The 21,419-nt window shown below is 64.3% G+C and carries 24 protein-coding genes; 10 read left to right on the top strand and 14 right to left on the bottom strand.

The window, feature by feature from the left end; translation table 11 throughout:
* Window positions 1-57 precede the first annotated feature (57 nt).
* From QM801_RS11575 to QM801_RS11565, 3 genes are all read left to right on the top strand, one after another.
* The gene (locus tag QM801_RS11575) at window positions 58-465 is read left to right on the top strand and encodes a MucR family transcriptional regulator (RefSeq protein WP_415019361.1); all 408 of its coding nucleotides are present in this window, start codon (window positions 58-60) and stop codon (window positions 463-465) included.
* Window positions 466-564: 99 nt separating this feature from the next.
* Entirely contained in the window at window positions 565-1,074 is a 510-nt protein-coding gene (locus QM801_RS11570; protein ID WP_415019360.1) for a PAS domain-containing protein, read from the top strand.
* 67 nt (window positions 1,075-1,141) lie between these two features.
* Complete coding sequence (locus tag QM801_RS11565; RefSeq protein WP_415019359.1) at window positions 1,142-1,891, top strand: DUF6456 domain-containing protein; 750 nt, start codon at window positions 1,142-1,144, stop codon at window positions 1,889-1,891.
* On the opposite strand, the gene QM801_RS11560 is transcribed toward QM801_RS11565, so the two are convergent.
* Both QM801_RS11560 and QM801_RS11555 read right to left on the bottom strand, forming a co-directional pair.
* The gene (locus QM801_RS11560; RefSeq protein ID WP_415019358.1) at window positions 1,879-2,307 is read right to left on the bottom strand and encodes a SufE family protein; all 429 of its coding nucleotides are present in this window, start codon (window positions 2,305-2,307) and stop codon (window positions 1,879-1,881) included. The genes QM801_RS11565 and QM801_RS11560 overlap by 13 nt on opposite strands.
* A 79-nt stretch (window positions 2,308-2,386) precedes the next feature.
* Window positions 2,387-2,830, bottom strand: coding sequence for a DUF5330 domain-containing protein (locus QM801_RS11555; protein WP_415019357.1), 444 nt, complete (start codon window positions 2,828-2,830; stop codon window positions 2,387-2,389).
* A gap of 303 nt (window positions 2,831-3,133) precedes the next feature.
* Here QM801_RS11555 and QM801_RS11550 point away from each other — a divergent pair, with 303 nt between their 5' ends.
* From QM801_RS11550 to QM801_RS11540, 3 genes are all read left to right on the top strand, one after another.
* The gene (locus QM801_RS11550; RefSeq protein WP_415019356.1) at window positions 3,134-3,895 is read left to right on the top strand and encodes a peptidoglycan-binding domain-containing protein; all 762 of its coding nucleotides are present in this window, start codon (window positions 3,134-3,136) and stop codon (window positions 3,893-3,895) included.
* A 10-nt stretch (window positions 3,896-3,905) separates the two neighbouring features.
* Window positions 3,906-4,247 (top strand): DUF1491 family protein, encoded by a 342-nt coding sequence (locus tag QM801_RS11545; RefSeq protein ID WP_415019355.1) that lies wholly within the window; start codon window positions 3,906-3,908, stop codon window positions 4,245-4,247.
* 81 nt (window positions 4,248-4,328) lie between these two features.
* Window positions 4,329-4,526, top strand: a complete 198-nt coding sequence (locus QM801_RS11540) for a hypothetical protein (protein ID WP_415019354.1) — start codon at window positions 4,329-4,331, stop codon at window positions 4,524-4,526.
* A 13-nt stretch (window positions 4,527-4,539) separates the two neighbouring features.
* Here QM801_RS11540 and QM801_RS11535 read toward each other — a convergent pair whose 3' ends face one another.
* From QM801_RS11535 to QM801_RS11525, 3 genes are all read right to left on the bottom strand, one after another.
* Window positions 4,540-5,106, bottom strand: a complete 567-nt coding sequence (locus QM801_RS11535; RefSeq protein ID WP_415019353.1) for a hypothetical protein — start codon at window positions 5,104-5,106, stop codon at window positions 4,540-4,542.
* A 1-nt stretch (window position 5,107) separates the two neighbouring features.
* The gene (locus QM801_RS11530; protein ID WP_415019352.1) at window positions 5,108-5,626 is read right to left on the bottom strand and encodes a DUF1214 domain-containing protein; all 519 of its coding nucleotides are present in this window, start codon (window positions 5,624-5,626) and stop codon (window positions 5,108-5,110) included.
* A 63-nt stretch (window positions 5,627-5,689) separates the two neighbouring features.
* On the bottom strand, window positions 5,690-7,975 hold the full coding sequence (locus tag QM801_RS11525) for a transglycosylase domain-containing protein (RefSeq protein WP_415019351.1): 2,286 nt from the start codon (window positions 7,973-7,975) through the stop codon (window positions 5,690-5,692).
* A 300-nt stretch (window positions 7,976-8,275) separates the two neighbouring features.
* Between QM801_RS11525 and QM801_RS11520 the strand changes: the two genes are divergently transcribed.
* Entirely contained in the window at window positions 8,276-8,887 is a 612-nt protein-coding gene (locus tag QM801_RS11520; protein ID WP_415019350.1) for a LysE family translocator, read from the top strand.
* Window positions 8,888-8,903: 16 nt separating this feature from the next.
* Window positions 8,904-9,380, top strand: a complete 477-nt coding sequence (locus tag QM801_RS11515; RefSeq protein ID WP_415019349.1) for a YcgN family cysteine cluster protein — start codon at window positions 8,904-8,906, stop codon at window positions 9,378-9,380.
* A 1-nt stretch (window position 9,381) separates the two neighbouring features.
* Here QM801_RS11515 and QM801_RS11510 read toward each other — a convergent pair whose 3' ends face one another.
* From QM801_RS11510 to QM801_RS11500, 3 genes are read right to left on the bottom strand one after another with little or no spacing between them, the layout of a single operon-like run.
* A complete protein-coding gene (locus QM801_RS11510; RefSeq protein WP_415019348.1) occupies window positions 9,382-9,588 on the bottom strand; it encodes a hypothetical protein in 207 nt (68 codons plus the stop codon).
* Window positions 9,589-9,609: 21 nt separating this feature from the next.
* Entirely contained in the window at window positions 9,610-10,269 is a 660-nt protein-coding gene (locus QM801_RS11505; RefSeq protein ID WP_415019347.1) for a class GN sortase, read from the bottom strand.
* A 4-nt stretch (window positions 10,270-10,273) separates the two neighbouring features.
* Window positions 10,274-12,550, bottom strand: coding sequence for a marine proteobacterial sortase target protein (locus QM801_RS11500; RefSeq protein ID WP_415019346.1), 2,277 nt, complete (start codon window positions 12,548-12,550; stop codon window positions 10,274-10,276).
* Between the two features lie 135 nt (window positions 12,551-12,685).
* Between QM801_RS11500 and QM801_RS11495 the strand changes: the two genes are divergently transcribed.
* Complete coding sequence (locus QM801_RS11495; RefSeq protein ID WP_415019345.1) at window positions 12,686-13,438, top strand: helix-turn-helix domain-containing protein; 753 nt, start codon at window positions 12,686-12,688, stop codon at window positions 13,436-13,438.
* A 63-nt stretch (window positions 13,439-13,501) separates the two neighbouring features.
* Window positions 13,502-14,452 carry an endonuclease/exonuclease/phosphatase family protein gene (locus tag QM801_RS11490; protein WP_415019344.1) on the top strand — a complete coding sequence of 317 codons (951 nt, stop codon included), beginning with the start codon at window positions 13,502-13,504 and terminating at the stop codon, window positions 14,450-14,452.
* A gap of 9 nt (window positions 14,453-14,461) precedes the next feature.
* On the opposite strand, the gene QM801_RS11485 is transcribed toward QM801_RS11490, so the two are convergent.
* The 6 genes from QM801_RS11485 to QM801_RS11460 form a co-directional block, all read right to left on the bottom strand.
* On the bottom strand, window positions 14,462-14,683 hold the full coding sequence (locus QM801_RS11485) for a formate dehydrogenase subunit delta (protein ID WP_415019343.1): 222 nt from the start codon (window positions 14,681-14,683) through the stop codon (window positions 14,462-14,464).
* The gene (gene fdhD / locus QM801_RS11480; protein ID WP_415019342.1) at window positions 14,670-15,506 is read right to left on the bottom strand and encodes a formate dehydrogenase accessory sulfurtransferase FdhD; all 837 of its coding nucleotides are present in this window, start codon (window positions 15,504-15,506) and stop codon (window positions 14,670-14,672) included. The genes QM801_RS11485 and fdhD overlap by 14 nt, the downstream gene beginning before the upstream one ends.
* The gene (fdhF, locus tag QM801_RS11475) at window positions 15,503-18,364 is read right to left on the bottom strand and encodes a formate dehydrogenase subunit alpha (protein WP_415019341.1); all 2,862 of its coding nucleotides are present in this window, start codon (window positions 18,362-18,364) and stop codon (window positions 15,503-15,505) included. Before fdhF ends, fdhD begins: the two co-directional genes overlap by 4 nt.
* A 5-nt stretch (window positions 18,365-18,369) precedes the next feature.
* A complete protein-coding gene (locus tag QM801_RS11470; RefSeq protein ID WP_415019340.1) occupies window positions 18,370-19,920 on the bottom strand; it encodes a formate dehydrogenase beta subunit in 1,551 nt (516 codons plus the stop codon).
* Complete coding sequence (locus tag QM801_RS11465) at window positions 19,917-20,408, bottom strand: formate dehydrogenase subunit gamma (RefSeq protein ID WP_415019339.1); 492 nt, start codon at window positions 20,406-20,408, stop codon at window positions 19,917-19,919. The genes QM801_RS11470 and QM801_RS11465 overlap by 4 nt, the downstream gene beginning before the upstream one ends.
* Window positions 20,409-20,491: 83 nt before the next feature.
* Window positions 20,492-21,391, bottom strand: coding sequence for a LysR family transcriptional regulator (locus QM801_RS11460; protein WP_415019338.1), 900 nt, complete (start codon window positions 21,389-21,391; stop codon window positions 20,492-20,494).
* Window positions 21,392-21,419 lie beyond the last annotated feature (28 nt).

Here is a 21,419-nt window from a genome sequence, read left to right as displayed (position 1 = left end):
TGCCCGGACCGGTGTGAAGGCGTAAGCGCAACACTGCTCACTGGGAACCATTTTTATATGTCCGACTCTCCAATACTTGCGCTCACAGCACAAATCGTCGCCGCCTATGTATCCCGCAATGAAGTTCCGCGCGGCGATGTTGCGCGCCTCGTTGCCGACGTGCACGCAGCGCTGCAGACGGTGGGCTCCGGCGCCCCTCTGGCCTCTGTGCCGGACCTGAAGCCGCAGAAATCGAACATCAAGAAGTCGGTGTTCCCGGACTATCTGATCTGCCTTGAAGACGGGAAGCGCTTCAAGTCGCTGAAGCGCCATCTGCGCGTGAAGTACAGCCTCACGCCGGAACAGTATCGTGCCAAGTGGGGCCTGCCGGCCGACTATCCGATGGTCGCTCCGCGCTATGCCGAGACCCGCTCCAAGCTCGCCAAGTCCATGGGCCTTGGCCGCAAGAGCAAGAAAAAGAAATAAATTCTCCCTCCTGCAACCTGACTCTTGCGGATCACGAGTCGCCGATTCATACAGTGGGGAATCGGTGGGACGACCGATTCGAATATGTAAGGGGCGGCAGTGGATTGGGGTCAGGACGGTAAGGCGTTCAGGGCGCAACTTGTTGTGCCTGAGCAACGCCAACTTTACGATTATTGGCTGGCAAAAGCGGGTTCTTCCGGAATGCCTTGCCGTGCGGACATTGTCCCCGGCGAAATTCCCCGGATGCTCTCGGGCATCAGCCTCATCGAGGTGCGCGACACGATCGGCACCTCTCGCGTGCGGCTTGCGGGAACGCGGTTGCGCGAAATCTACGATCGCGAAATCACCGGGCTGAAGCTCGACGATCTCGACTGGGGTGAGAAGCGCGACTACTGGTACGCCGCCTTCGAGCGCACCATTACCGATGGCCTGCCCACCCAGGGTGTGGTCAAGGGCCCGCGCCTCCACAAGGAACACATGGTGCAATACTGGTTGCGCCTGCCGCTCCGCCACGCCAACCGCGCGGTGGGCATGGTGCTCTGCTTCGATTACTTCATGTCGGCGAGTGACCGCCTCGATGAAGATCTGGAGATGGCGGCGATCGCCTGAGGCATCAGGTATTGATTCCTATGATAGGATATGACACTCTCCGCTCCTGATGATGGAGTGAGAGAGAATGAGTGATCGTGACCGCCGCACACCGCAGCGCCTGTCCCCCGCAAAGACATTGATCAAGCGCCTGCGCGCGGGCGAGGGGGCCTTGCTGCAGCGGAACGGGCGCTGGCACCTTCTCTCGCCCGACGGCAGCGGCCAACGTGCCCTGCCGCTCAAATCCTCCGCCGTGATTGCCGCGCTGATATCGGCTGGCGCATTGGTAGCCGGAGACGACGGCCTGTTCCGCCCCGCTGCATCGGCGATCCGCGCCGTCCGCAACGGGGATGAAAGTCCGCTGCAGCGGCTGGGCCCGCTCGATCCCGAACTGCTGACGGCGGCGGAGCGCCTGCGCCGTGATTACGAGCGCGCCCACCTCGCGCCGCGCCTCACCGCCTCCTACGATCCCACCGTGACAAGCGGCAGCCGCCACTGGCAGATGAGCGACAATGCGGTGACCCGCCTCAGCGACGAAGCGCTGGCGGCACGGCAGCGCCTGCATGTGGCGCTTGAGGCGGTGGGGCCGGAGCTCTCCGGTCTTCTTCTCCAGGTCTGCTGCCTGACGCGGGGGCTGGAAGAGGCGGAACGCCAGCTTGAATTGCCGAAGCGTTCGGCCCGCGCCATCCTGATGCTTGCCCTCACGCGGTTGGCGCGTCACTACGGATTGAAGCCGCAACTGAAGCATGCAGGCCCCGCCCGCATCGGCCACTGGGCCGTGTCCGATTACCGGCCGCACATTCCGGCGGCGGGCAGCAGGCCCGGTCAGGCCTCCTGAAGCGCCCGCGCAGCATCAGCCTTGATGCGCGCCACCATCGAGGCAAGCCCGTTCGAGCGCTGCGGTGTCAGGTGTTCCCTGAGGCCGAGCTGGGCGAAGATCGCCTGCGCATCGACACTGCCGATTTCTGCCACGGGCTTCGGCGCAAAGATCATGAAGGCGATGGCGATCAGTCCCTTGACGATCAGGGCATCGCTGTCGCCGCTGAAGGCGAGATACTTGATGCCATCGCGGCTCTCGACGCGCGAGTGGATCCACACCTGGCTGGCGCAGCCGTTCACCTTGGTGGCCGGCGTCTTCAGCGCGGCATCCATGTCGGGCAGCGCCTTGCCCAGATCGATCACATAGCGATAGCGGTCCTCCCAGTCGTCCAGGACCGAGAAGTCGTCGAAGAGGGTTTCAAGGGTGGTGGTCATCCTGCGGTTCACATAGCCATTTCCCGCCGCCGATCAACCCTTGGCGGAGGAGGGCCGGAGATGTGCGGGGCAGGGCCCGTTACTGCTGGATCAGGTCTTCCATGGTGAGCGGGCGGCTCGCGGGCTTTTCCGGCTTGGCCTGCTTCTTCACCACGGTTGTGGCGGTCGGCATCGGGTCGGCGTTGGCCATGTCGTTGGCAGACGCAGCGGCCGTGGCGATGTCCTCGCCCTCGGCCTTCGCGCGGGCGCCAGCGCGGATCGCAGCGCCGCTGTCGGCCCACTCGTACACCAGCCGTGCACCGTACTTCGCTTTCACCTCGAGGTTGGCGGCGACCTGTCCGGCCACGGTGCAAACCTCCGGGCGGCGCTCGCAGAAGGAGCGCACGTCGGCAAAGGCTTCCGAAGCCGCGGCGACATAGGCGAACGTGCTGGTGGTGGGGGGGACCACGCCATCCGGCGTTTCCGACGCCGGCGGATTGGGCAGGGCGAGAACCACTGCGCCAAGAATGAAAGCTTTTCTCAAGATCCCCATCTGTGACCCCGTTGATACGACCCCTGTGCCGGACGCCCGTCTTCAGGTGCAGGTGTTCCGGCAGGGAGATGTCTAGCAAATCCCTCTTGCGGTCTTTTGAACCCTTGCGCGGGAATTTGAATCAAAACGTCTGAATTGCGTTAACGCCCTGTTCACCTTGATCGCCCCGGGAAGTGGGGGAAACCCCGGGGAAAGATGCCTTGGCATAAGCCTGCGTTAACCAGAATTGGGCAGACTGAAGGCCGGTTCAGTGAGTTGAGTATGGGTCGTTCTTCCAAAGCCAGGGGTCGTGAAGTGCTGGATGAGCACGAGGGCGGAGTATCGCCCGGTGCCGCTGCACTGTCTGTCTTTGCCGTGGCACTGGGCGGAATGATCGTCTGGAACGCCTTCTACGGCGTGCACGAGGAAGGCCACGTCAGCCGCTTCGTCACCCGCGTTCCCAAAGGCGCCACCACCTATGTGGAAGTGCCCGCACCCGCCAAGCCCTCCACCAGCATCACCATCAAGTATGATCCGCTCGTCGAGGACGTGCAGCGCGAGCTTCTTGCCACTGGGCACTATCGCGGTCTCGTCGATGGTGTGGCCGGCAAGCAGACATCGATTGCGATCAAGAGCTACCAGCAGGACAACCAGCTTCCGGTAACGGGAGAGGTGACCCGCGCCTTGATCGAGCATATCCGCTACACCCGCAAGGTGGCTGCGGCTTCTGAATTCACCGGCTCGGTCACGCCGGCGGCAACGCAGGTGCCGGAAGGGCCTGCACCTGAGGATGTGGTCGTGGAGCCTGATCCGCCGCTGCAGGCCGTGAAACCGCAAATTGCCAAGCCGCAGGCCGCGAAGCCGCAAGGCATCGCCCGCATCCGCGATGCGCAGATGAAGCTGCGCCGCCTGGGCTATGATGTGCCCGTTGTCACCGGCACGCTCGATGATGAAACCCGCGCCGCCATCCTCAAGTTCGAACTCGACTTCGGGCTCTCCATGGATGGCGAGCTCACCCGGGAACTGCTGGCCGCCCTGAAGGTGGCCGAGGCCGCACGCACCGCCTCGGTGCAGTGAGGCCCGGAAGGTGAGTCTCCAACTCAAGACCGAAATCTGGGTGCAGGCCTTTCTCCGCCGCTGTGAAGTGAACGGCCAGTTCGGCAGTGTGATCACCCGCGGCGCGGAAGAAGCGGGCGCCCTCTATATTGTGATCAATCACCTCGATGGCGGGCATGACCTGCTGTCACCGGCCCCGGGTGCGGCTTACGACGAGGCGGGCGAACGGCGATTCATCCGGGATTTTCCGTCACCTGTGCCGTGGGCCGAGGTTTCCGCCCGGATGGAGAAGCGGAAACGTTCCGATCCCGACCTTTGGCTCATCGAAGTCGAGGATCGCACCGGGCTTGCCGGACTCACGGTGGAAAGCTGAGACCTTAGCCATTTGTTAACCATGACTGGCCTTAATCGGCCTCTGGGTGACCAATCAACCTGGGGAATGAGGCTTCTCGTCATGTCGTCGGTTCTGGAATTCAGATTGCGTCCGAGGGACAGGAAGGCGGTGCTGCCGGAGGGCGGCAGCGCCAAGATCATCATTTTCCCGGGTGTGCGATTCGAACGCCTTCATGGCGAGGACGACGACATTTTCGAGCCCACCGAACCCCACAGCCCCATGGGCCACAAATTCGCCCGCGGCCGCGCCGCCAAGTAGGATCAGCTTCGGACTATTTCTTCTTTGACGGTTCGCAGGTGGTGCTCTGCACTGCGGCAAGCGTCGTCGGGCGGAAGATCGGATCCGCCACCGGAACCCAGATCACCGCAATGCCGCGCGCATCCGGCGTCTCCACCTTCCAGCCCACATCATTGATCGCTTCTGCTTCGCCGCCTTCATCGAGCGCGCCCTTGAGCTGGGCAATGATATCGGGCGCCTGCAACAGGTCGACGGTGAAGCTGTTCTCGCCCGCCTGCGCATCGGTGAGCGAATAGACCTGGCGGCCCTTCACCGTGAAGATCGAGAAGGTCCAGTAGCCGCGCGGCAGCTTGGCTGCGATCTGCATCGGGCCGTTGGTGAGATCATAGCGGCACATGGCCACGATGTCGGAGGTCGCATAGGCCGGGAAGAGCCGCGCCACCTGCGCCGGCGTCAGCATCAGCATCTTGTTGCGGCTGTCTGGGCCGACGGCGGCCTCGAGCTTGCTGTCGAAATTGTAGCCCGGATAATACAGCACGTAGGCCGCATGCGTGGCGATGGCCGAGGCGAGGAAGAGCAGGAACCAATAGAAGCGTCCCACCTCAGCACCTCACCAGTTTGACGCCGGGCAGCGGCAGCGGCTTGCTCGTGTCCTGCGGGTCGTGAATGGTAAGCGAGACCAGCGGCGTGCCGCCGGGCGGCAACGTCAGGCGGTTGCCCGGCACCGGCTGGGAGGAGAGATAGACGCGCAGGCTGCCATCGGGCTCGTAGACTGCTTCGCCTGCACCCAGCGTGGCGGCGACGCCATCCGCGCCCGTCACCGCCATGGACCAGCGGCGCGCCGCCGGCATGGGGCCGGAGACCTCGTAGAGACAGGTGGTGCGGATTTGGTTGCCGTCGTCATCGGTGCTGCGCACGAAGTGCCGCGAGGTGAGGGGGGGCGGCACCTTTCCCTGATTGATGAAGTAACCGAAGGCATAGGGTGCTGCCGGGTGGTCGGAGGCATTGCGCCGTTCCTTCCACTGCGCCTGCCCGGGGGCGGCCTCGAAGCCGTAATTCTCGATCATGCTGACGGCGCTGATCCAGCCCGCGGCGACACCGGCAATGATCGCAAACAGCATATGGAGAAATCCGCGCATTACTCAGTCAGATACACTGTCCGGCGTGGCGCGTTCAACTGAACTTCAGAAATCCAACAGGAATTTCTTTTTCTCTTTCTTGTCGCCCTGATTCTTGCGCTTGAACAGCTTGTCAAACAGGGATTTTTGGTCGTCCGCCGCCTTTGGCTTGGGCTTTGGCAGCTTGGGCGTTGTCGCCGCCTTGGCAGGCTGCAGGGAGCCGTCGTCCGCCTGGGCGGCTGTCAGCGGCTCGCCGGTCACGGACTTCTGCTTTTCGAACAGTGTGAACATGCCGTTCAGGACGTCGCGCACCTCGTCCGGCTGGTCAGGCTGCGACTCGGGCGTGGCATCTGGCGTTTCTTCCACGACGGGCGCCTGTTCGGCGTCCACTTCGGTGGGCGCCACCTGAACGAATGAGGCATCGAGCGGCACGCCGGGAATGCCCGTCGGGCGCTTGCCGGCATCGGCCACTTCCATGATGCGCTTCCAGATGGGGGCAGGGATGGCGCCGCCGGTGATGTTGTTCATCGGCGTGAAGTCGTCGTTGCCGACCCACACACCGGTCACGTTGTGGGCAGTGAAGCCGACATACCAGGCATCGCGATAGCTCTGGTTCGTGCCGGTCTTGCCGGCCTGAGGCTCGGTCAGGAGATCGGCCTTCTTTGCCGTGCCTTCCTTGACGACCGCGGCCATCATCGAATTGAGGTCGGCCACCTTGTCGTAGGGCAGGGTCTGCTTGGCATCGACGCCGCTGCGCGCGCGGCTGTAGATGATCTCGCCCGTGGGCCTGCGGATTTCGAGCACCGAATAGGGCTTGGCCTGCTTGCCGCCCGCCGCAAAGGTGGCGTAGCCGGAGGTCAGGTCGAGCAGGGTGAGGGCGCTCGTCCCCAGCACCATGGGCGGCCAGGTTTCGAGTTCTTCGGTGATGCCGGCGTCATGGGCCGTCTTGATGATGGCGGGGCGCCCCGTCACGATCGAGAGTTTCACCGGAACGGAATTGTAGGAGTGGGCAAGTGCTGTCTTCAGCGTGGTGCGCCCAACCCAGCCGCCCTTGTAGTTGCGCGGCGACCAACCGCCGATCGACACCGGACCGTCAACGATGGGGTCGTCCGGCTTGTAGCCTTCCATCAGCGCGGTGAGATAGACGAAGGGCTTGAAGGCGGAGCCTGTCTGCCGCTTCGCTGATGTGGCGCGGTTGAACTGGCTTTCGTCATAGTCGCGCCCGCCGATGATGGCGCGCACCGCGCCGTCCGGCGCCATGGTGACGGAAGCGCCCTGCGTAAAGCGCCCGGCCTGGCCTTCGTTGGCGATGAATTCGTTGATGACCTTCTGGCTTTCGTCCTGAAGCTTGCGGTCGATCGTTGTCTTCACCTCGATCACGTATTCATTGGTCAGGCGGTGCTCCTGCAGCACGGCCATCGTGTCGTCATAGGCCCAGTCGAGGAACCAGTCAGGCGCCGCGCCGCCGCGCTTGGCAATGATGGTGGGCGTTTCGCGCCTGGCCTTCAGCAATTCGCCCTGGGTGATGAAGCCCGCATCCAGCATGCGGTAGAGCACCACGTTGGTGCGGGCGCGCGAGGCTTCCGGATTGGCGTGGGGCGCGTAGCTTGTGGGCGCCTTGAAGAGGCCGGCAAGAGTTGCCGCTTCCACAAGATCGATGTCGCGCACCGACTTGCCGAAATAGAATTGCGATGCCGCCTCCACGCCGTAGGAACCGCCGCCGAGGTAGGAGCGGTCGAGATAGAGCTTGAGGATCTGTTCCTTGCTGAGGCGGGCCTCGATCCACAGCGAGAGGAAGGCCTCGTTCACTTTACGGCGGATGGTGCGCTCGGGCGAGAGGAAGAGGTTCTTCGCCACCTGCTGGGTGATTGACGAACCACCTTGCTTCACGCCGTCGGCGCGGGCGTTACGCACGATGGCGCGCAGCGTGCCGAAGACGTCGACGCCGAAGTGATCGAAGAAGCGCGCGTCCTCTGTCGCGAGCACGGCCTTGATCAGGTGCGGTGGAATCTCGTCGAGGGGAATGGCGTCGTCCTGGCGGATGCCGCGCTGGCCCACCACCTCGCCATTCGAATCCGTGAAGGTGACGGCATATTCGCGGCCGCGGTTCCACCAGTCACCGGTGCCGGAGAAGGGCGGCAGCGCATAGGCGAGAAGGCCGAAGGCGATCACGGTGCCGAAGGTCGCCATGTCGTCGATGATGTCGATCACCGGGCGCAGCAGGCGCGGAACCTTGAAGTAGCGGTAGAGGAAAGAGGAATAGGCAGAGCCCGCGCGCTTCAGGCCGTCCCAAATCTCGAACATGGTGCTGGAGAAGGCAGCGTCGCCTTTCCACATCGTGCGGATAATCATGAAACGGGTCGGCAGTTTGGCCAAGAGTCACACCTGCAATGGCAACGGAATAATGGGTTGGTTTGTGGTCCGCAAGACATGAAGGCCGAAGCAGCACGAAGTTGTGAAGATGATGGCAGGCGGTGGCCGATTTGTGGCGCAGGCCGGGGTTGCAAGCGCGCCAGCGCAGATCGGAAAACGCCGCCATTCCAGTTGCTTAGTTCCGGCAAAGTGGACCACCTGAGGGGCGCAATCGTGGCCTTCCCCCGGCAGGGCACGCCGTGCCATCCCTGTGTGCTCATGACCTGAGGAATCGCCTGGATGGAACTGACTGCACTTGGCCTCTTCGCTGCGGCACTTTTCGTGAACGCGGGCTCGCCCGGCCCCTCGATTGCAGCACTGGTGGCGCGGGTGATCAACAAGGGGCTGGGGAGCGTTCTGCCCTTCCTCGCCGCCATGTGGATCGGCGAGGCACTGTGGCTCGTGGCCGCCGTGCTGGGCCTCGGCGTGATCGCGCAGAAATTCTACCTGCTCTTCTCGCTCATCAAGTACGCGGGCGTGGCCTATCTCCTCTTCCTCGCCTGGAAGATGTGGACGGCGCCGACCGATGTGCGGGCAGGGGATGTGCCGGAGAATGATTCTCCCGTACGGCTGTTCCTCACCGGCATGGCGCTCACCCTCGGAAACCCGAAGATCATGGTCTTCTATCTGGCGCTGCTGCCCTCGCTGATCGATCTTCATGCCGTCACAACGCTGGGCCTCGCCGAGCTCGTCTTCACCGCGGTGCTGGTGATGATGACGGTCGATCTCGCCTGGGCGTTCGCCGCCTCCTGGGCGCGGGGCTGGCTCCGCAGCCCGAAGGCCGTGAAGGTGGCGAACCGCGCCAGCGCCACCGCCATGTGCGGGGCTGCGGTTGCAATCGCCACGCGCTAGCTCTAGCAAAGGCTCCATGACGGAGCCCTTCTGGAAAACCAAGACGCTCGACAAGATGACCCGCGCGGAATGGGAAAGCCTGTGCGACGGTTGCGGCCGCTGCTGCCTCAACAAGCTCGAGGACGAAGATACAGGCGAGTTCCTCTACACCCGCGCCGCCTGCAAGCTTCTTGACGTCAACACCTGCCGCTGCACCGACTATCCCAACCGGGCGAAGCGGGTGCCCGACTGCGTGACGCTCACTGCCCGCAATGTCCGCCACCTCGGCTGGCTGCCGGAAACCTGTGCCTATCGCCTGCTCGATGAAGGCAAGACCTTGCCCTGGTGGCATCCGCTCGTCTCCGGCACGCCCGACACGGTGGAGCAGGCAGGCATCAGCGTTGCGGGCGAGGCCTATACGGAAGAAGGCATCACGGTCGAGGAACTGATCGACCACTTGTGGAAACTCCCGAAAGCGAAGCGCAAACCGAAGCAGCCCGTGAAGGCGCGCTGACTCACGCGCTTTCCGTTTCATTGGCCCAGAGCAGATTGAGGAGAGCGGTGAGCGCGGCCAGCACCGCTGCGGCCCAGCCGAGCGGCAGGAGCGCCAGCGTTGCATCGCCACCCGCATCCATTACCCGGAAGGTGAAGAAGGCGGCGAAGGCGATTGCCGACCAGAAGAGCGGCAGCGACCAGCGGAGCGTATCCTTGAACAGCGGCATCTCAATGTTCCCCTCGGTTGATCATTTCACCATCACGGCTTCGACGATGTAGCGCCGGGGCCCGTGCACCACGCTGCCGAACGGAAAGCAGGTGGTGAGCGCGAGCCGGTGGCCGGGCGCATGGGCGTCGATGCCGCTCTTGTTCCAGTCGGCGACCCGCATCCCCGTCACCGCGTAACGGAAGGTGAGGCCGTCGCTTCGTGTCACGGTGATGAGGTCGCCCATCTGCACCTCCTTGAGGAAGGCGAAGTGCGTGTCGCGGTGGGCGGCGATGACGCTCGTGCCGCGCTCGCCGGGCTCGGGCGTCTCGGTCACGTGTGCCGGCCCGAAGGCCAGCAACTCCGTCGTTGCACCGTTGAGCACGATGGCGCTCGCGTTGATCCGCGGGATGCGGATCTCGGCCACGGGCCATGTGTCGGCCCAGCTCCACGGCTTCACCGGATGCCCCGTCGCCACCGTCTGGGTGAAGGCGCGGGCGAGCAGCACCTGGCTCACCTCGGCCTTCAGCATGATCCAGCTCGACTTGCCCAGCATGGCCACAGCTCCTGCGATGCAGAGAACGGAGAGGAGGTTGAGGATGGACCGGCGGCGGGGGTTTGCCGGTCCATCCTTCCGCGCGCGCCCGCTGGGCAGTGCAGGTCCCGTTTCGGGCGCGCGCGAGTGTGTTGTGAGCGAGAGCATGGTCTCAGGCCTGCTTCGGGGTGAGCGCCATGGCGAGCAGCCGGAAGGCGAGCGCGATCATGGCGAGGAGGGCACCGACGATGGCGAGGAGGCCGGCGGGCGTCGCCGTCTGCGGCAGGGCGACCTGCTGCGGGGCATTGGCCGTCACGGGGGCCGTGGCCACGGCGAGCTGCACGTAAGGATCGGCAGCGGCATCGCGTTCACGGGCAGGGCCGGGCAGCGGGGCGGGCACATCCTTGCCGAACACCTTCTCGAAGTTCCAGCCGGCGGGCAGGTTCAGCGGAACATCGGCACGGGTGAGTGGCATGTTGGCCGGACGCTTCGGCGACTTGTCGACGGCGATCAGGCTCGTCTGCGAAGAGACGATCTGGTGTGCGAGGGCAACCGCCAGCACCTGCTTGTTCGCCTCTTCGGTGCTGATCTGGTTCAGCGTCGCGGCGGTTTCGATCTCGGCCACCTTGCGATGCGCCCAGAGCTTGGAAATGCCCTTGCCCTGCGCTGCGGCAGTAACCGGCAGCGAGACGCTCCACGGCGTGTCGCCGATCATCCCATCGACCTTCAGCGTGCCCTTGAGCGCTGTTGCTTCCGCCATCATCAGCACGGGCTCACCGCGATAGAGGTCCGGCAGCTGCGAAGGGGAAAGCACGGCGGACGAGCCGTCGAGCGTGGCGGTGAGGCCGGTCACGACCGGCTGGCCGATCTTGTTGAACAGCTCTTCCATGCGCGACTTCACCTGATCCACCTCGCTGATGAGGGTGAAGGTGCCGCGGCCCATCTCAGCCGCACGGGTCATCAGGTAGGTGTTGGGTGCGGAGCCGATGCCCACCATGAAGATGCGGCTGCGGCCACGGCCCTGGCCGATGGTGGCGAAGAGTTCCTGCTCGTTGCCGATGGCGCCGTCGGTGATGAACACCACCTGGCGGAGCGTGCCGGCATCCTGCGGATGTGCGTCGATGAGCGCGGCCTTCAGCGCCGGCACCATTTCCGTGCCGCCGTTTGCCTGCAGCGCCGAGACGAAGGCGCGGGCCTGGTCGAGATATTCCTTGTTGGCCGGAACGGCACCGTTGAACAGCACGTCATAGGTGTCGTCGAAGCGCACGATGTTGAAGTGGTCCTGCGGCTTCAGCGTGTCGAGGCCCTGAAGCAGGGCATCCTTGGCCTGCTGCATGGAGGGGCCATCCATCGAACCCGAGTTGTCGATGACGAAGACGGTTTCACGCGGCTTCACCGGGCCCGTGGCGGGCACCGACGGCGGCGTGACCGAGGCGAGGAGATAGTCCTTGCCCTGGATCGTTTCGCGGAAGAGGCCGACCTGCGGGGCGGTGCCCTTGGCCGTCCACGTCAGTTCGAAGTCGCGGTCGGCGGGGACGTCGGCGCCGTCAAGCACGAGCTTGCGGTGCGTGTCGTCGATGGTCTCCATTTTCACGCTGTGATGATGGCTCGTCACATCGGCCAGGGTGAAGCCGGCCGAGAGATCGACGCTGATCGTCACGGGGTTGACGGGATCATTCTTGCGGGGGTCGAGCACGGGCGGCGAGATGCGGTCACGGTCCGGCACCGGATCGTTCACCGCAATGCCATAGCCGTTGGCGTTGAAATCCACCGTCTGCACGATGGGCGAAGGGTTGTAACGCGGCGCCACCACCAGCGGCAGGCGGAGCGAATAGGTGCCGTTCGACTGGTGGATGGTCTCCTGATACTCGATCTGCACCACCACGGTTTCATGCGGCCCGATGTTGGCGACCGAGTTGGTGAAGATGTTGGGGCGTTCCTGCTCGAGGAGCGAGGCGGTCTGGCCGGCGCGCTTTGCCTCCTCGTAGATCACCTTGGCTTCCTGCTTCTCGCGGACCTCGCCCACGATCACCCGGTTGCCCGAGACGATCTTGAGCGTATCGACCGCCGCACTTTCCGGCAGCGGAAAGACATAGACGCCCTCCACCCAGCCATCGGCCGGGTTGGTGAAGCGCTGGGTGAGAACGGTACGGCCGGTAGGGCCGGACACGGTGACGGAATAGTCGGCGCCCAGGCGCGGCGCTTCGAGATACTTGCCCTCCTTCGACTTGAGCAGCAGGCTGCCGCTGGTCATGTCGTTGGGGGTGACGAAAGCCGCCAATGTGGCCGCTCCTGCCGCTCCCGCGAAGGCCACCAGGGCCATCACCAGGAACAGGAACCACGCCACGACGCGGTCGATTTGGGATTTGATCCGGCTTTCTGCGCTGCCGGGAAGCGAATGGCTCTGCACTTTTCGTTCCTCCGAGTTGAGCTCCCTCGGACATCCCATCTATGGGGATTGCGGCTGCGCCGCCAACGTGAAGAGTTTCTTTCTTCTGCCGGAAATTGCCCCCGCTTCCTTGCGTCCGGTGGCCATGTGCGGATATGTACGGATTTGTGCGGGGGATGCACAGCGGGAACGGACATGTCGGACGAAGATCTCTCTGCGGAGGAGAACCGGGCCATCAGCGGCCTGATCCGCGAGGAATTGGCCAAGCGCCGGATGACCCGCGCCGCCCTGGCGGAGGACGCGCGCCTGTCGCTCTCCACCCTGGAAAAGGCCATGTCGGGGCAGCGGCCCTTCACCCTGGCCACGGTTGTGAGGCTGGAAACGGCCCTCGGGCTGAAGCTTCGCCGCGCCGGGAACGGCCACGCCGCAGCCGAGGCGGCGCTCGCCCCCGATACGCTGGGGTCCTATTCCCGCCCCGCCGTCAAATGGCTGGAAGGCAGCTACCTGACGCTCCGGCCCTCCTTCAGTGTGTCCAAGGGCATTTATGCCTACCGCACCGAAATCCGCTGGGACGTGGAACTCTCCCACCTCGTGTTCCAGGAAAGCGAGCGGCTGGACACAGCCTACAAGCAGGATGGCGTGATCGCCGTGCCGCACCAGTCAGGCTACATCTACCTCGTCACCAACAAGCACGGCCAGCACCGCATGGCCACGCTGTCGCGTCCCATGATCGGCGGCGAGATGTTCGGCCTTCTTGCAACCCTGCAATCGGGTAAGGGCGCCACGCTGATGCCGATTGCGGTGCCGATCGTGCTTGCACCCTTCCGCGCCTTCGGGGCCAATCCGCGCTTCGGCCTGATCAAGCCGGACGAGGGAGAATATCCCGCCTATGAAAAGCTCTTGCGGCGCTGCATCAACGAGCCTTTCATCATCCTCCAGCCGGAGTGAAGCGCCGTCACGGACGTGTTGCAGTGTGGCGGGAAGAACGGGACGCCATGGAGTCTTGCCGTCATGAAGAAACTTGCCCTTGCCCTTCTGTTCGCTTCGGCCCTTGTGCCGCAGGCCTTCGCCACGGACCTCACCATCATGAGCTTCAACATCTGGGGCGGGGGCGGCAACGAGAAGAAACCGGTGGATGAAACCGTCGCTGTCATCAAGGCTGTGAATGCCGACGTGATCGGCATCCAGGAAACGCGCCTCGAAAGTGATCCGTGTACGGCGGATGTCTGTCCGCCGGTGGGCGAGAGCGCTGCCGGAAAGATTGCGGCGGCTCTGGGATATCACTACTACGATCAGGCTACCGACACCGACGTGCTCTGGTCCAACGCCATTCTCAGCCGCTATCCGATCACGGGCAAGGCGACGAAGAACGACACCGGTGTCACCCTCGATGTCGACGGCCGCAAGGTGCACGTCTTCAACATCCACCTCGATGACTCGCCCTATCAGCCATACCAGCTTCTGGGTATCCCCTATGGCGATGCGCCTTTCCTCAAGACCGCCGAGGAGGCGGTGGCCGCCGCGCAGAAAACCCGGGAAGCGGGATTGAGGCTGCTCTTCGCCGACATGGATGAGGCCGGCGACGCCGATGCCTCCTTCGTCTTCGGTGATTTCAACGAACCCTCCCACAGCGACTGGACCGAGGCTGCCGTGAAGGCCGGGAACCAGCCGCTGGTGGTGGAATGGCCGACCGTGAAGGCGATGGAGGCGCGGGGTTATGTCGATACCTACCGCAGGATTTTCCCTGATCCGGCGGCAAAGCCCGCCTTCACCTGGACGCCAACCACTGAACCCACGGCGAAGGATGACCATCACGACCGCATCGACTTCGCGCTCGCCAAGGGGGCCAAGCTCGAGGTTCTGGCGGCAGGAATCGTGGGCGAGAAATCACCCGAGGCCGATCTCGTTGTCACGCCGTGGCCAAGCGACCACCGGGCGACCTACGCGAAAGTGAAGTTCTGAGGAGGAAGGTCAGGCCGCCTGCGGGCGCTTGATCAGGGGCAGGGCCTTCTTGACGATGGGCTGAATGCCTTCGCCGCCTGCATCCATGTGGGCGAAGAAGATGCGGCGCATGCGCGGCTCCCAGAACTTGTTGATGTGCTCGGCGATGCCGTCGAGCGCTTCCTGTTCGGGGTAGCTCTTGAAAAAGTCACCGATCTGGTTCGCCATGCGGACCGTGTCACGGATGTCCATTCATCTCTCCATCGAAGATCATCACGCCCTGCTTCGAGAGGGCGGCAAGGGAAAGCCCGGCTTCGCGCGCCAGCCGGTGGGCCAGTGCGGTGGGGGCGGAAACAGTGGCAAGGGCGCTGATCCCGGCGAGGGCGCATTTCTGCACCAGTTCGAAGGAGCAGCGCGACGACATGAGAACGAAACCGCCATCGGGCGATTGTCCGGCGCGGGCCATGGCGCCGATCAGCTTGTCGAGCGCATTATGGCGGCCCACGTCCTCGCGCGCCAACAGGATGCGGCCATCGCTCGCGCACCAGGCAGCGGCGTGGACGGTGCGGTTCACCGCATTCATCGGCTGGAAGCGGGGCAGGGCCTCGAAGGCGCGCGCCACGGCGGCAGGATCAAGTGGCCGGTGGGGCAGCTTTCCGCCCGGCATGCGGATGGCATCCGCCATCTCGGCAATGCCGCAGAGACCGCAGCCGACACGGCCCTCGAGCGAACGCGAAACCATCCGTTCACGGATGAAGTTGTCCTCGGGGATGGCGACGTCAGCGGTGAAACCGTCGCCCGAAGGGAAGGCGAGTACATTCGCCACATGCGAGGCGTGGGCGATCAGTCCTTCCGAGAGGGCAAAACCGATGGCGAAATCCTCGAGGTCGGCAGGGGTCGCCATCATCACGGCATAGGGCACGCTGTTGAAATGGATCGCCACCGGAACCTCTTCCGGCAGCTTCCACTCCACGGCTGCTCCATCGAGCGTGCCGGTGACGGTCACGCTGCAATCGGCCTCGCGGGCCTCGCCGGCGGGCGCGGGATCGCGGGAGGAGGGCGGAAGGATGGTCACTCCGCCGCCACCTGCTTGTTCTGGCGTTCGCGCACTTCCCATTCATCCTGCCAGTCGGACTGGCGGTTGGAGAGGGTGACCTGAACCGCAGTCACCTTGTATTCCGGGCAGTTCGTGGCCCAATCGGAGAACTCCGTGGTGATCACGTTGGCGCCCGACACCGGGTGATGGAAGGTGGTGTAGACGACGCCCTGCGGCATGCGGTCCGAGATCTCGGCGCGGAGCGAGGTGGCGCCCATGCGCGAGCTGATGGAAACGAGCTGGCCGTCGCGGATGCCGCGCACTTCCGCATCGTGCGGGTGGATTTCCAGCACGTCTTCCTTGTGCCACGTGACGTTCGCGGTGCGCCGCGTCTGGGCGCCCACATTGTACTGCGAGAGGATGCGGCCGGTGGTGAGGATGAGCGGGAACTCGCGGTTGGTGCGCTCGTCGGTCGGCACATACTCGGTGATCATGAAGCGGCCCTGGCCGCGCACGAACTTGCCGATGTGCATGATCGGCGTGCCGTCCGGAGCGGCATCGTTGCAGGGCCACTGCACCGAACCCATCTCCTCGATCTTGGCGAAGGAGACACCCTTGAAGGTGGGCGTGACGCGGGCGATCTCGTCCATGATTTCGGAGGCATTGTTGTAGTGCATGTCGTAGCCCATGGCTTGGGCCAGTTCGCACACCACCTGCCACTCGTGCTTGCCCTGCATCGGCTTCTTCACCTGGCGGACGCGGTTGATGCGGCGTTCGGCGTTGGTGAAAGTGCCATCCTTCTCGAGGAAGGAGGTGCCGGGCAGGAAGACGTGGGCATAGGCCGCCGTCTCGTTGAGGAAGAGGTCCTGCACCACAACGCATTCCATGGCGGCAAGCGCCGAGGTGACGTGCACGGTGTTCGGGTCGGACTGGGCGATGTCCTCGCCCTGGATGAAGATGCCCTTGAAGGTGCCTTCGACCGCGGCATCCAGCATGTTGGGAATGCGGAGACCCGGTTCCGGATCAAGCGACGCCCGCCAGACTGTTTCGAACATCTGGCGCACGGAATCGTCGCCCACGTGGCGGTAGCCCGGGAACTCGTGCGGGAAGGAGCCCATGTCACAGGAACCCTGCACGTTGTTCTGGCCGCGGAGCGGGTTCACGCCGACGCCGCGGCGGCCGATGTTGCCGGTGAGCATGGCGAGGTTGGCCATGCCCATGACCATGGTCGACCCTTGCGAATGTTCGGTGACGCCGAGGCCGTAGTAGATCGCGGCATTGCCGCCGGTGGCATAAAGGCGGGCCGCGCCGCGGATCGCTTCCGGATCGACGTTGGCGATGGGGCCCAGCACCTCGGGCGCGTTCCGCGGTTCGCGGATGAAGTCGGCCCAGCGCTTGAACTCCTCGCTGTCGCAGCGCTCGGCGATGAAGGCCTTGTTCTCAAGGCCCTCGGTCAGGATGGTGTGCGCCATGGCGTTGACGATGGCGACATTGGTGCCGGGGAGAAGCGGCAGGTGGAAGGCCGCGAGCACATGCGGGCTCTTGGCCGAGTCGGTGCGGCGCGGATCGACCACGATCAGCTTGGCGCCCTTGCGGATGCGCTTCTTCATGCGGCTCGCGAACACCGGATGACCGTCGGTCGGGTTGGCGCCGATCACCATGATCACGTCGGCTTCATCGACGCTGCGGAAATCCTGCGTGCCGGCAGAGGTGCCGAAGGTCTTGGAGAGGCCGTAGCCCGTGGGCGAGTGGCAGACGCGGGCGCAGGTATCCACGTTGTTGTTGTGGAAGGCGGCGCGGATCATCTTCTGCACCACGTAGACTTCCTCGTTGGTGCAGCGCGACGAGGTGATGCCGCCGATCGAGCCCGTGCCGTACTTTCCCTGAATCTCCTTGAAGCGGCGGGCGGTGTACTGGATCGCTTCCTCCCAGCTCACTTCCTTCCACGGATCGGTGATGCGCTCGCGCACCATCGGCTTGGTCATGCGGTCCTTGTGGGTGGCATAGCCCCAGGCGAAGCGGCCCTTGACGCAGGAGTGGCCCTCGTTGGCGCCGCCATCCTTGTAGGGCACCATGCGGACGACTTCGTCGCCCTTCATTTCCGCCTTGAAGGAGCAGCCGACGCCGCAATAGGCGCAAGTTGTCACGACCGAATGTTCGGGCTGGCCCATGGCGATCACCGACTTCTCGGTGAGGGTGGCGGTGGGGCAGGCCTGCACGCAGGCGCCGCAGCTCACGCATTCCGAACCGAGGAAGCCTTCGTCCATGCCGGCGGAGATGGTCGAGTCAAAGCCGCGGCCGTCAATGGTCAGCGCAAAGGTGCCTTGCACTTCCTCGCAGGCGCGCACGCAGCGCATGCAGACGATGCACTTCGCCGGATCGAAGGTGAAATAGGGATTGCTCTCGTCCTTCGGCTTGTAGCGGAAGTTCTCTTCGCCATTGGCCTTGCAGGGGGCGATGTGGTTGTCGCCAGCGTAACCGTAGCGCACGTCGCGGAGGCCCACGGCACCCGCCATGTCCTGCAGTTCGCAATCGCCGTTCGCCGCGCAGGTGAGGCAGTCGAGCGGATGGTCGGAGATATAGAGCTCCATCACGCCCTTGCGCAGGTTGGCGAGGCGTTCCGTCTGGGTGCGGACCTTGATGCCGGGGGCAACCGGCGTGGTGCAGGAGGCGGGCGTGCCCTTGCGGCCTTCGATCTCCACGAGGCAGAGGCGGCAGGAGCCGAAGCTCTTGAGCGAGTCCGTGGCGCAGAGCTTGGGGATCTTGGTGCCCAGTTCCATCGCGGCGCGCATGATCGAGGTGCCTTCCGGCACGGAGATCTCGTGGCCGTCGATTTCCAGCGTCACCATCTTGCCGGTGGCGGCGGGCGTTCCGTAATCGGTTTCCTTGATCAGCATCGGGATTACTCCGCAGCGAGGCGCTTGGTGCGCGAGAAGTCTTGAGGGAAATGCTTGAGTGCGCTCATGACAGGCATGGGCGTGAGGCCGCCCATCGCGCAGAGCGAACCATCGGTCATGGTCTGGCAGAGGTCTTCCAGCAGCGCCATGTTCTGGTCGCGGTTCTGGCCGGCGACGATCCTGTCGATCACTTCCATGCCGCGGGTGGAACCGATGCGGCAGGGCGTGCACTTGCCGCAGGATTCGACCGCGCAGAATTCCATGGCGAAGCGGGCCTGGGCGGCCATGTCGACACTGTCGTCGAAGACCACGATGCCCCCGTGACCCACCATCGCGCCCGCCGCAGCGAAGGTTTCGTAGTCCATGGCGAGGTTGAGCTGGAAGGCCGGTACATAGGCGCCGAGCGGACCACCCACCTGGATGGCACGGACGGGGAGGCCGGAGTGCGTGCCGCCGCCGAAATCGTTGACAAGTTGCCCAAGGGTGACGCCGAAGGCCTTTTCGACAAGGCCGCCGCGCATGATGTTTCCGGCGAGCTGGAAGGGCAGTGTGCCGCGCGACCGGCCCATGCCATAGTCCGCGTAGGCCTTGCCGCCGTTCGCCAAGATATAGGGCACGGCGGAGAAGGTGAGCACGTTGTTGATGATGGTGGGCTTGCCGAACAGGCCTTCGAGCGCCGGGATGGGCGGCTTTGCCCGCACCATGCCGCGCTTGCCTTCAAGGCTTTCGAGCATCGCGGTCTCTTCGCCGCAGATGTAGGCGCCCGCACCGCGGCGGACCTCGAGGCCGAAGGATTTGTCCGTACCCTGAATATTTGCACCAAGGAAGTTGGCCGCTTCCGCTGCGGCAATCGCCGCCTTCATCGTGGCGATGGCGTGGGGATATTCCGAGCGGATGTAGACGAAACCCTTCGTCGCTCCGGCGGCAACTCCCGCGATGGTCATGCCTTCGATCAGCATGAGGGGGTCACCCTCCATCACCATGCGGTCGGCGAAGGTGCCACTGTCGCCCTCGTCGGCGTTGCAGCAGACGTACTTCTGGTCGGCCACGGCATCATGCACCGTCTTCCACTTGATGCCGGCGGGGAAGCCTGCACCGCCACGGCCACGGAGGCCGGAGTCGGTGACCTCCTTGACGATCTCGGCGCCCGCCAGTGCGAGCGCCTTCTTCAGGCCCGCAAAACCGCCGTGCGCCACATACTGCTCCACCGACACGGGCTCGGTGAGTCCGGCACGGGCGAAGGTGAGGCGCTCCTGATTCTTGAGATAGGGGATGTCGTCGGTCTTGCCCTGCGAGAGGGCATGGGCGCCGCCCATGTGGAAACCGGCATCGAAGAGCGCCTTCACATCCTCGACCGATACGGGGCCGTAGCCGACGCGGCCCGCCGGGGTTTCCACTTCCACGAAGGGTTCCAGCCAGAACATTCCGCGCGACGAGGTGCGGGCGATCGAGAGTTCGATATTGCGCGACTTCGCTTCGGCAGAAATGGCCTCGGCCACCTCGTCGGCACCGACGGCCAGGGCTGCGGAATCGCGGGTGAGGAAGAGGCGGATCATTTCGTCACCTCGGCAAGAATGGGCTTGAGCTTTGCGGCATCGACGCGGCCCACCAGCTTTCCGTCCACCATGATGGCGGGGGCAGTGGCGCAGAGGCCGAGGCAGTAGGTGGCTTCCAGCGTCACCTTCCTGTCGGAAGTGGTGCCGCCCACCCGGATGTTCAAGAACTTCTCGACCATGGCCTGCAATTCTCGGCCGCCCATGGACTGGCAGGCCTCGGCGCGGCAGATGCGGATGACGTGCTGGCCCTGCGGCTTCAGGTGATAGTCGTGGTAGAAGGTGGCAACGCCATAAACCTCCGCGCGCGAGAGGTTCAGCGCCCGGGCGATGACGGGCAGGGCCGCTTCCGGCACGTGGCCCACGGCTTCCTGCAGATCATGCAGGATTTCCAGGAGCGCATCGGGCTTGTTGCCGTGGCGGGCGCAGATGTCGAGGGCCGGCGAGGCGGCCGGGCTCGTCATGTCGAGCAATGTCGTTTTTGCGGTCATGCGTCGTATTTTGACGCAAACCCCTGTTGAAGGCCAATCGACTTGGGCAATCACCCCATAGACGGGCCGGATGATTGAGCGGGTTAGTCGGGAATGATCATGCTCTTCGCACTTGCGAAAAGCGCGGCGATCAGGGGCGAGAGCGGGTCCCGGTCAACCGCCACAAGGCCCACCTTATGGGACACGACCGGCTCCACCAGCGGGATCGCCACCACGCCATCAAGCGAGCCCAGGGCATTGCGGAAATAGTCCGGCATGATCGAGCACAAGTCCATGCTGCGGACCGAGGAGATGAGGTTCATGATCGAGTTGGTTTCGAGCCGCGCAGTGGGCTGCACTTTGGCGGCGGCGAAAGCGCGGTCAATGATCCTGCGGTTCTGCATGTTCGGGGTTAGCAGGCAAAGCGGCTGCTGGGCGGCCTCGAACCACGTCACCTGCTCGCGCTTGGCAATGGGGTTCTCGCTGGCGACAAAGAGGCAATAGTTCTCGCGGTAGAGTTCGGCCTGCATGAGGCCTTCCACCGGCTCGTTGTCGAGATAGGTGACGCCGGCATCGATCGCGTAATCATTCAGTGCACGGATGATATCCTCGGACGAATGCGAGAGGATGGTGAAATCAACCGCAGGATGCGCGGCGTTGAGGGCTCGCGTGAGAAGCGAGGCCTTGGGCAAGGCAGAGGGAATGACGCCGAGGACGAGGCGGCCGACGAGGGAGCCGCGCTTGTCCTTCATCTGGGCGAGTTCGGCCTGCAGCGCGTTCCAGTTGTCGAGGATGGTGTGGGCCCATTTCAGCACCCGCTCGCCCTCGTGGGTGAGGCCGATATAGCGCTGGCCGCGGGCGAGCAGGGGCACGCCGAGCTCCTGTTCCAGTTGGCGAATCCGGCCGGAGAGCGTGGGTTGGGTGATGTTGCAGGCCTGGGCCGCACGGGTGAAGTGTTTCTCGCGGGCGAGGGCGGCGAAATATTGCAGCTGCCGGATATCCATGAACTGACAATAATTTGGGCAGGGGCCG

Source organism: Aestuariivirga sp. (genome assembly GCF_047600585.1).
In the GTDB taxonomy this organism is placed as follows: domain Bacteria; phylum Pseudomonadota; class Alphaproteobacteria; order Rhizobiales; family Aestuariivirgaceae; genus Aestuariivirga.
Note: the sequence above shows the minus strand (reverse complement) of the source record. Positions and strands in the feature narration are given on the sequence as shown.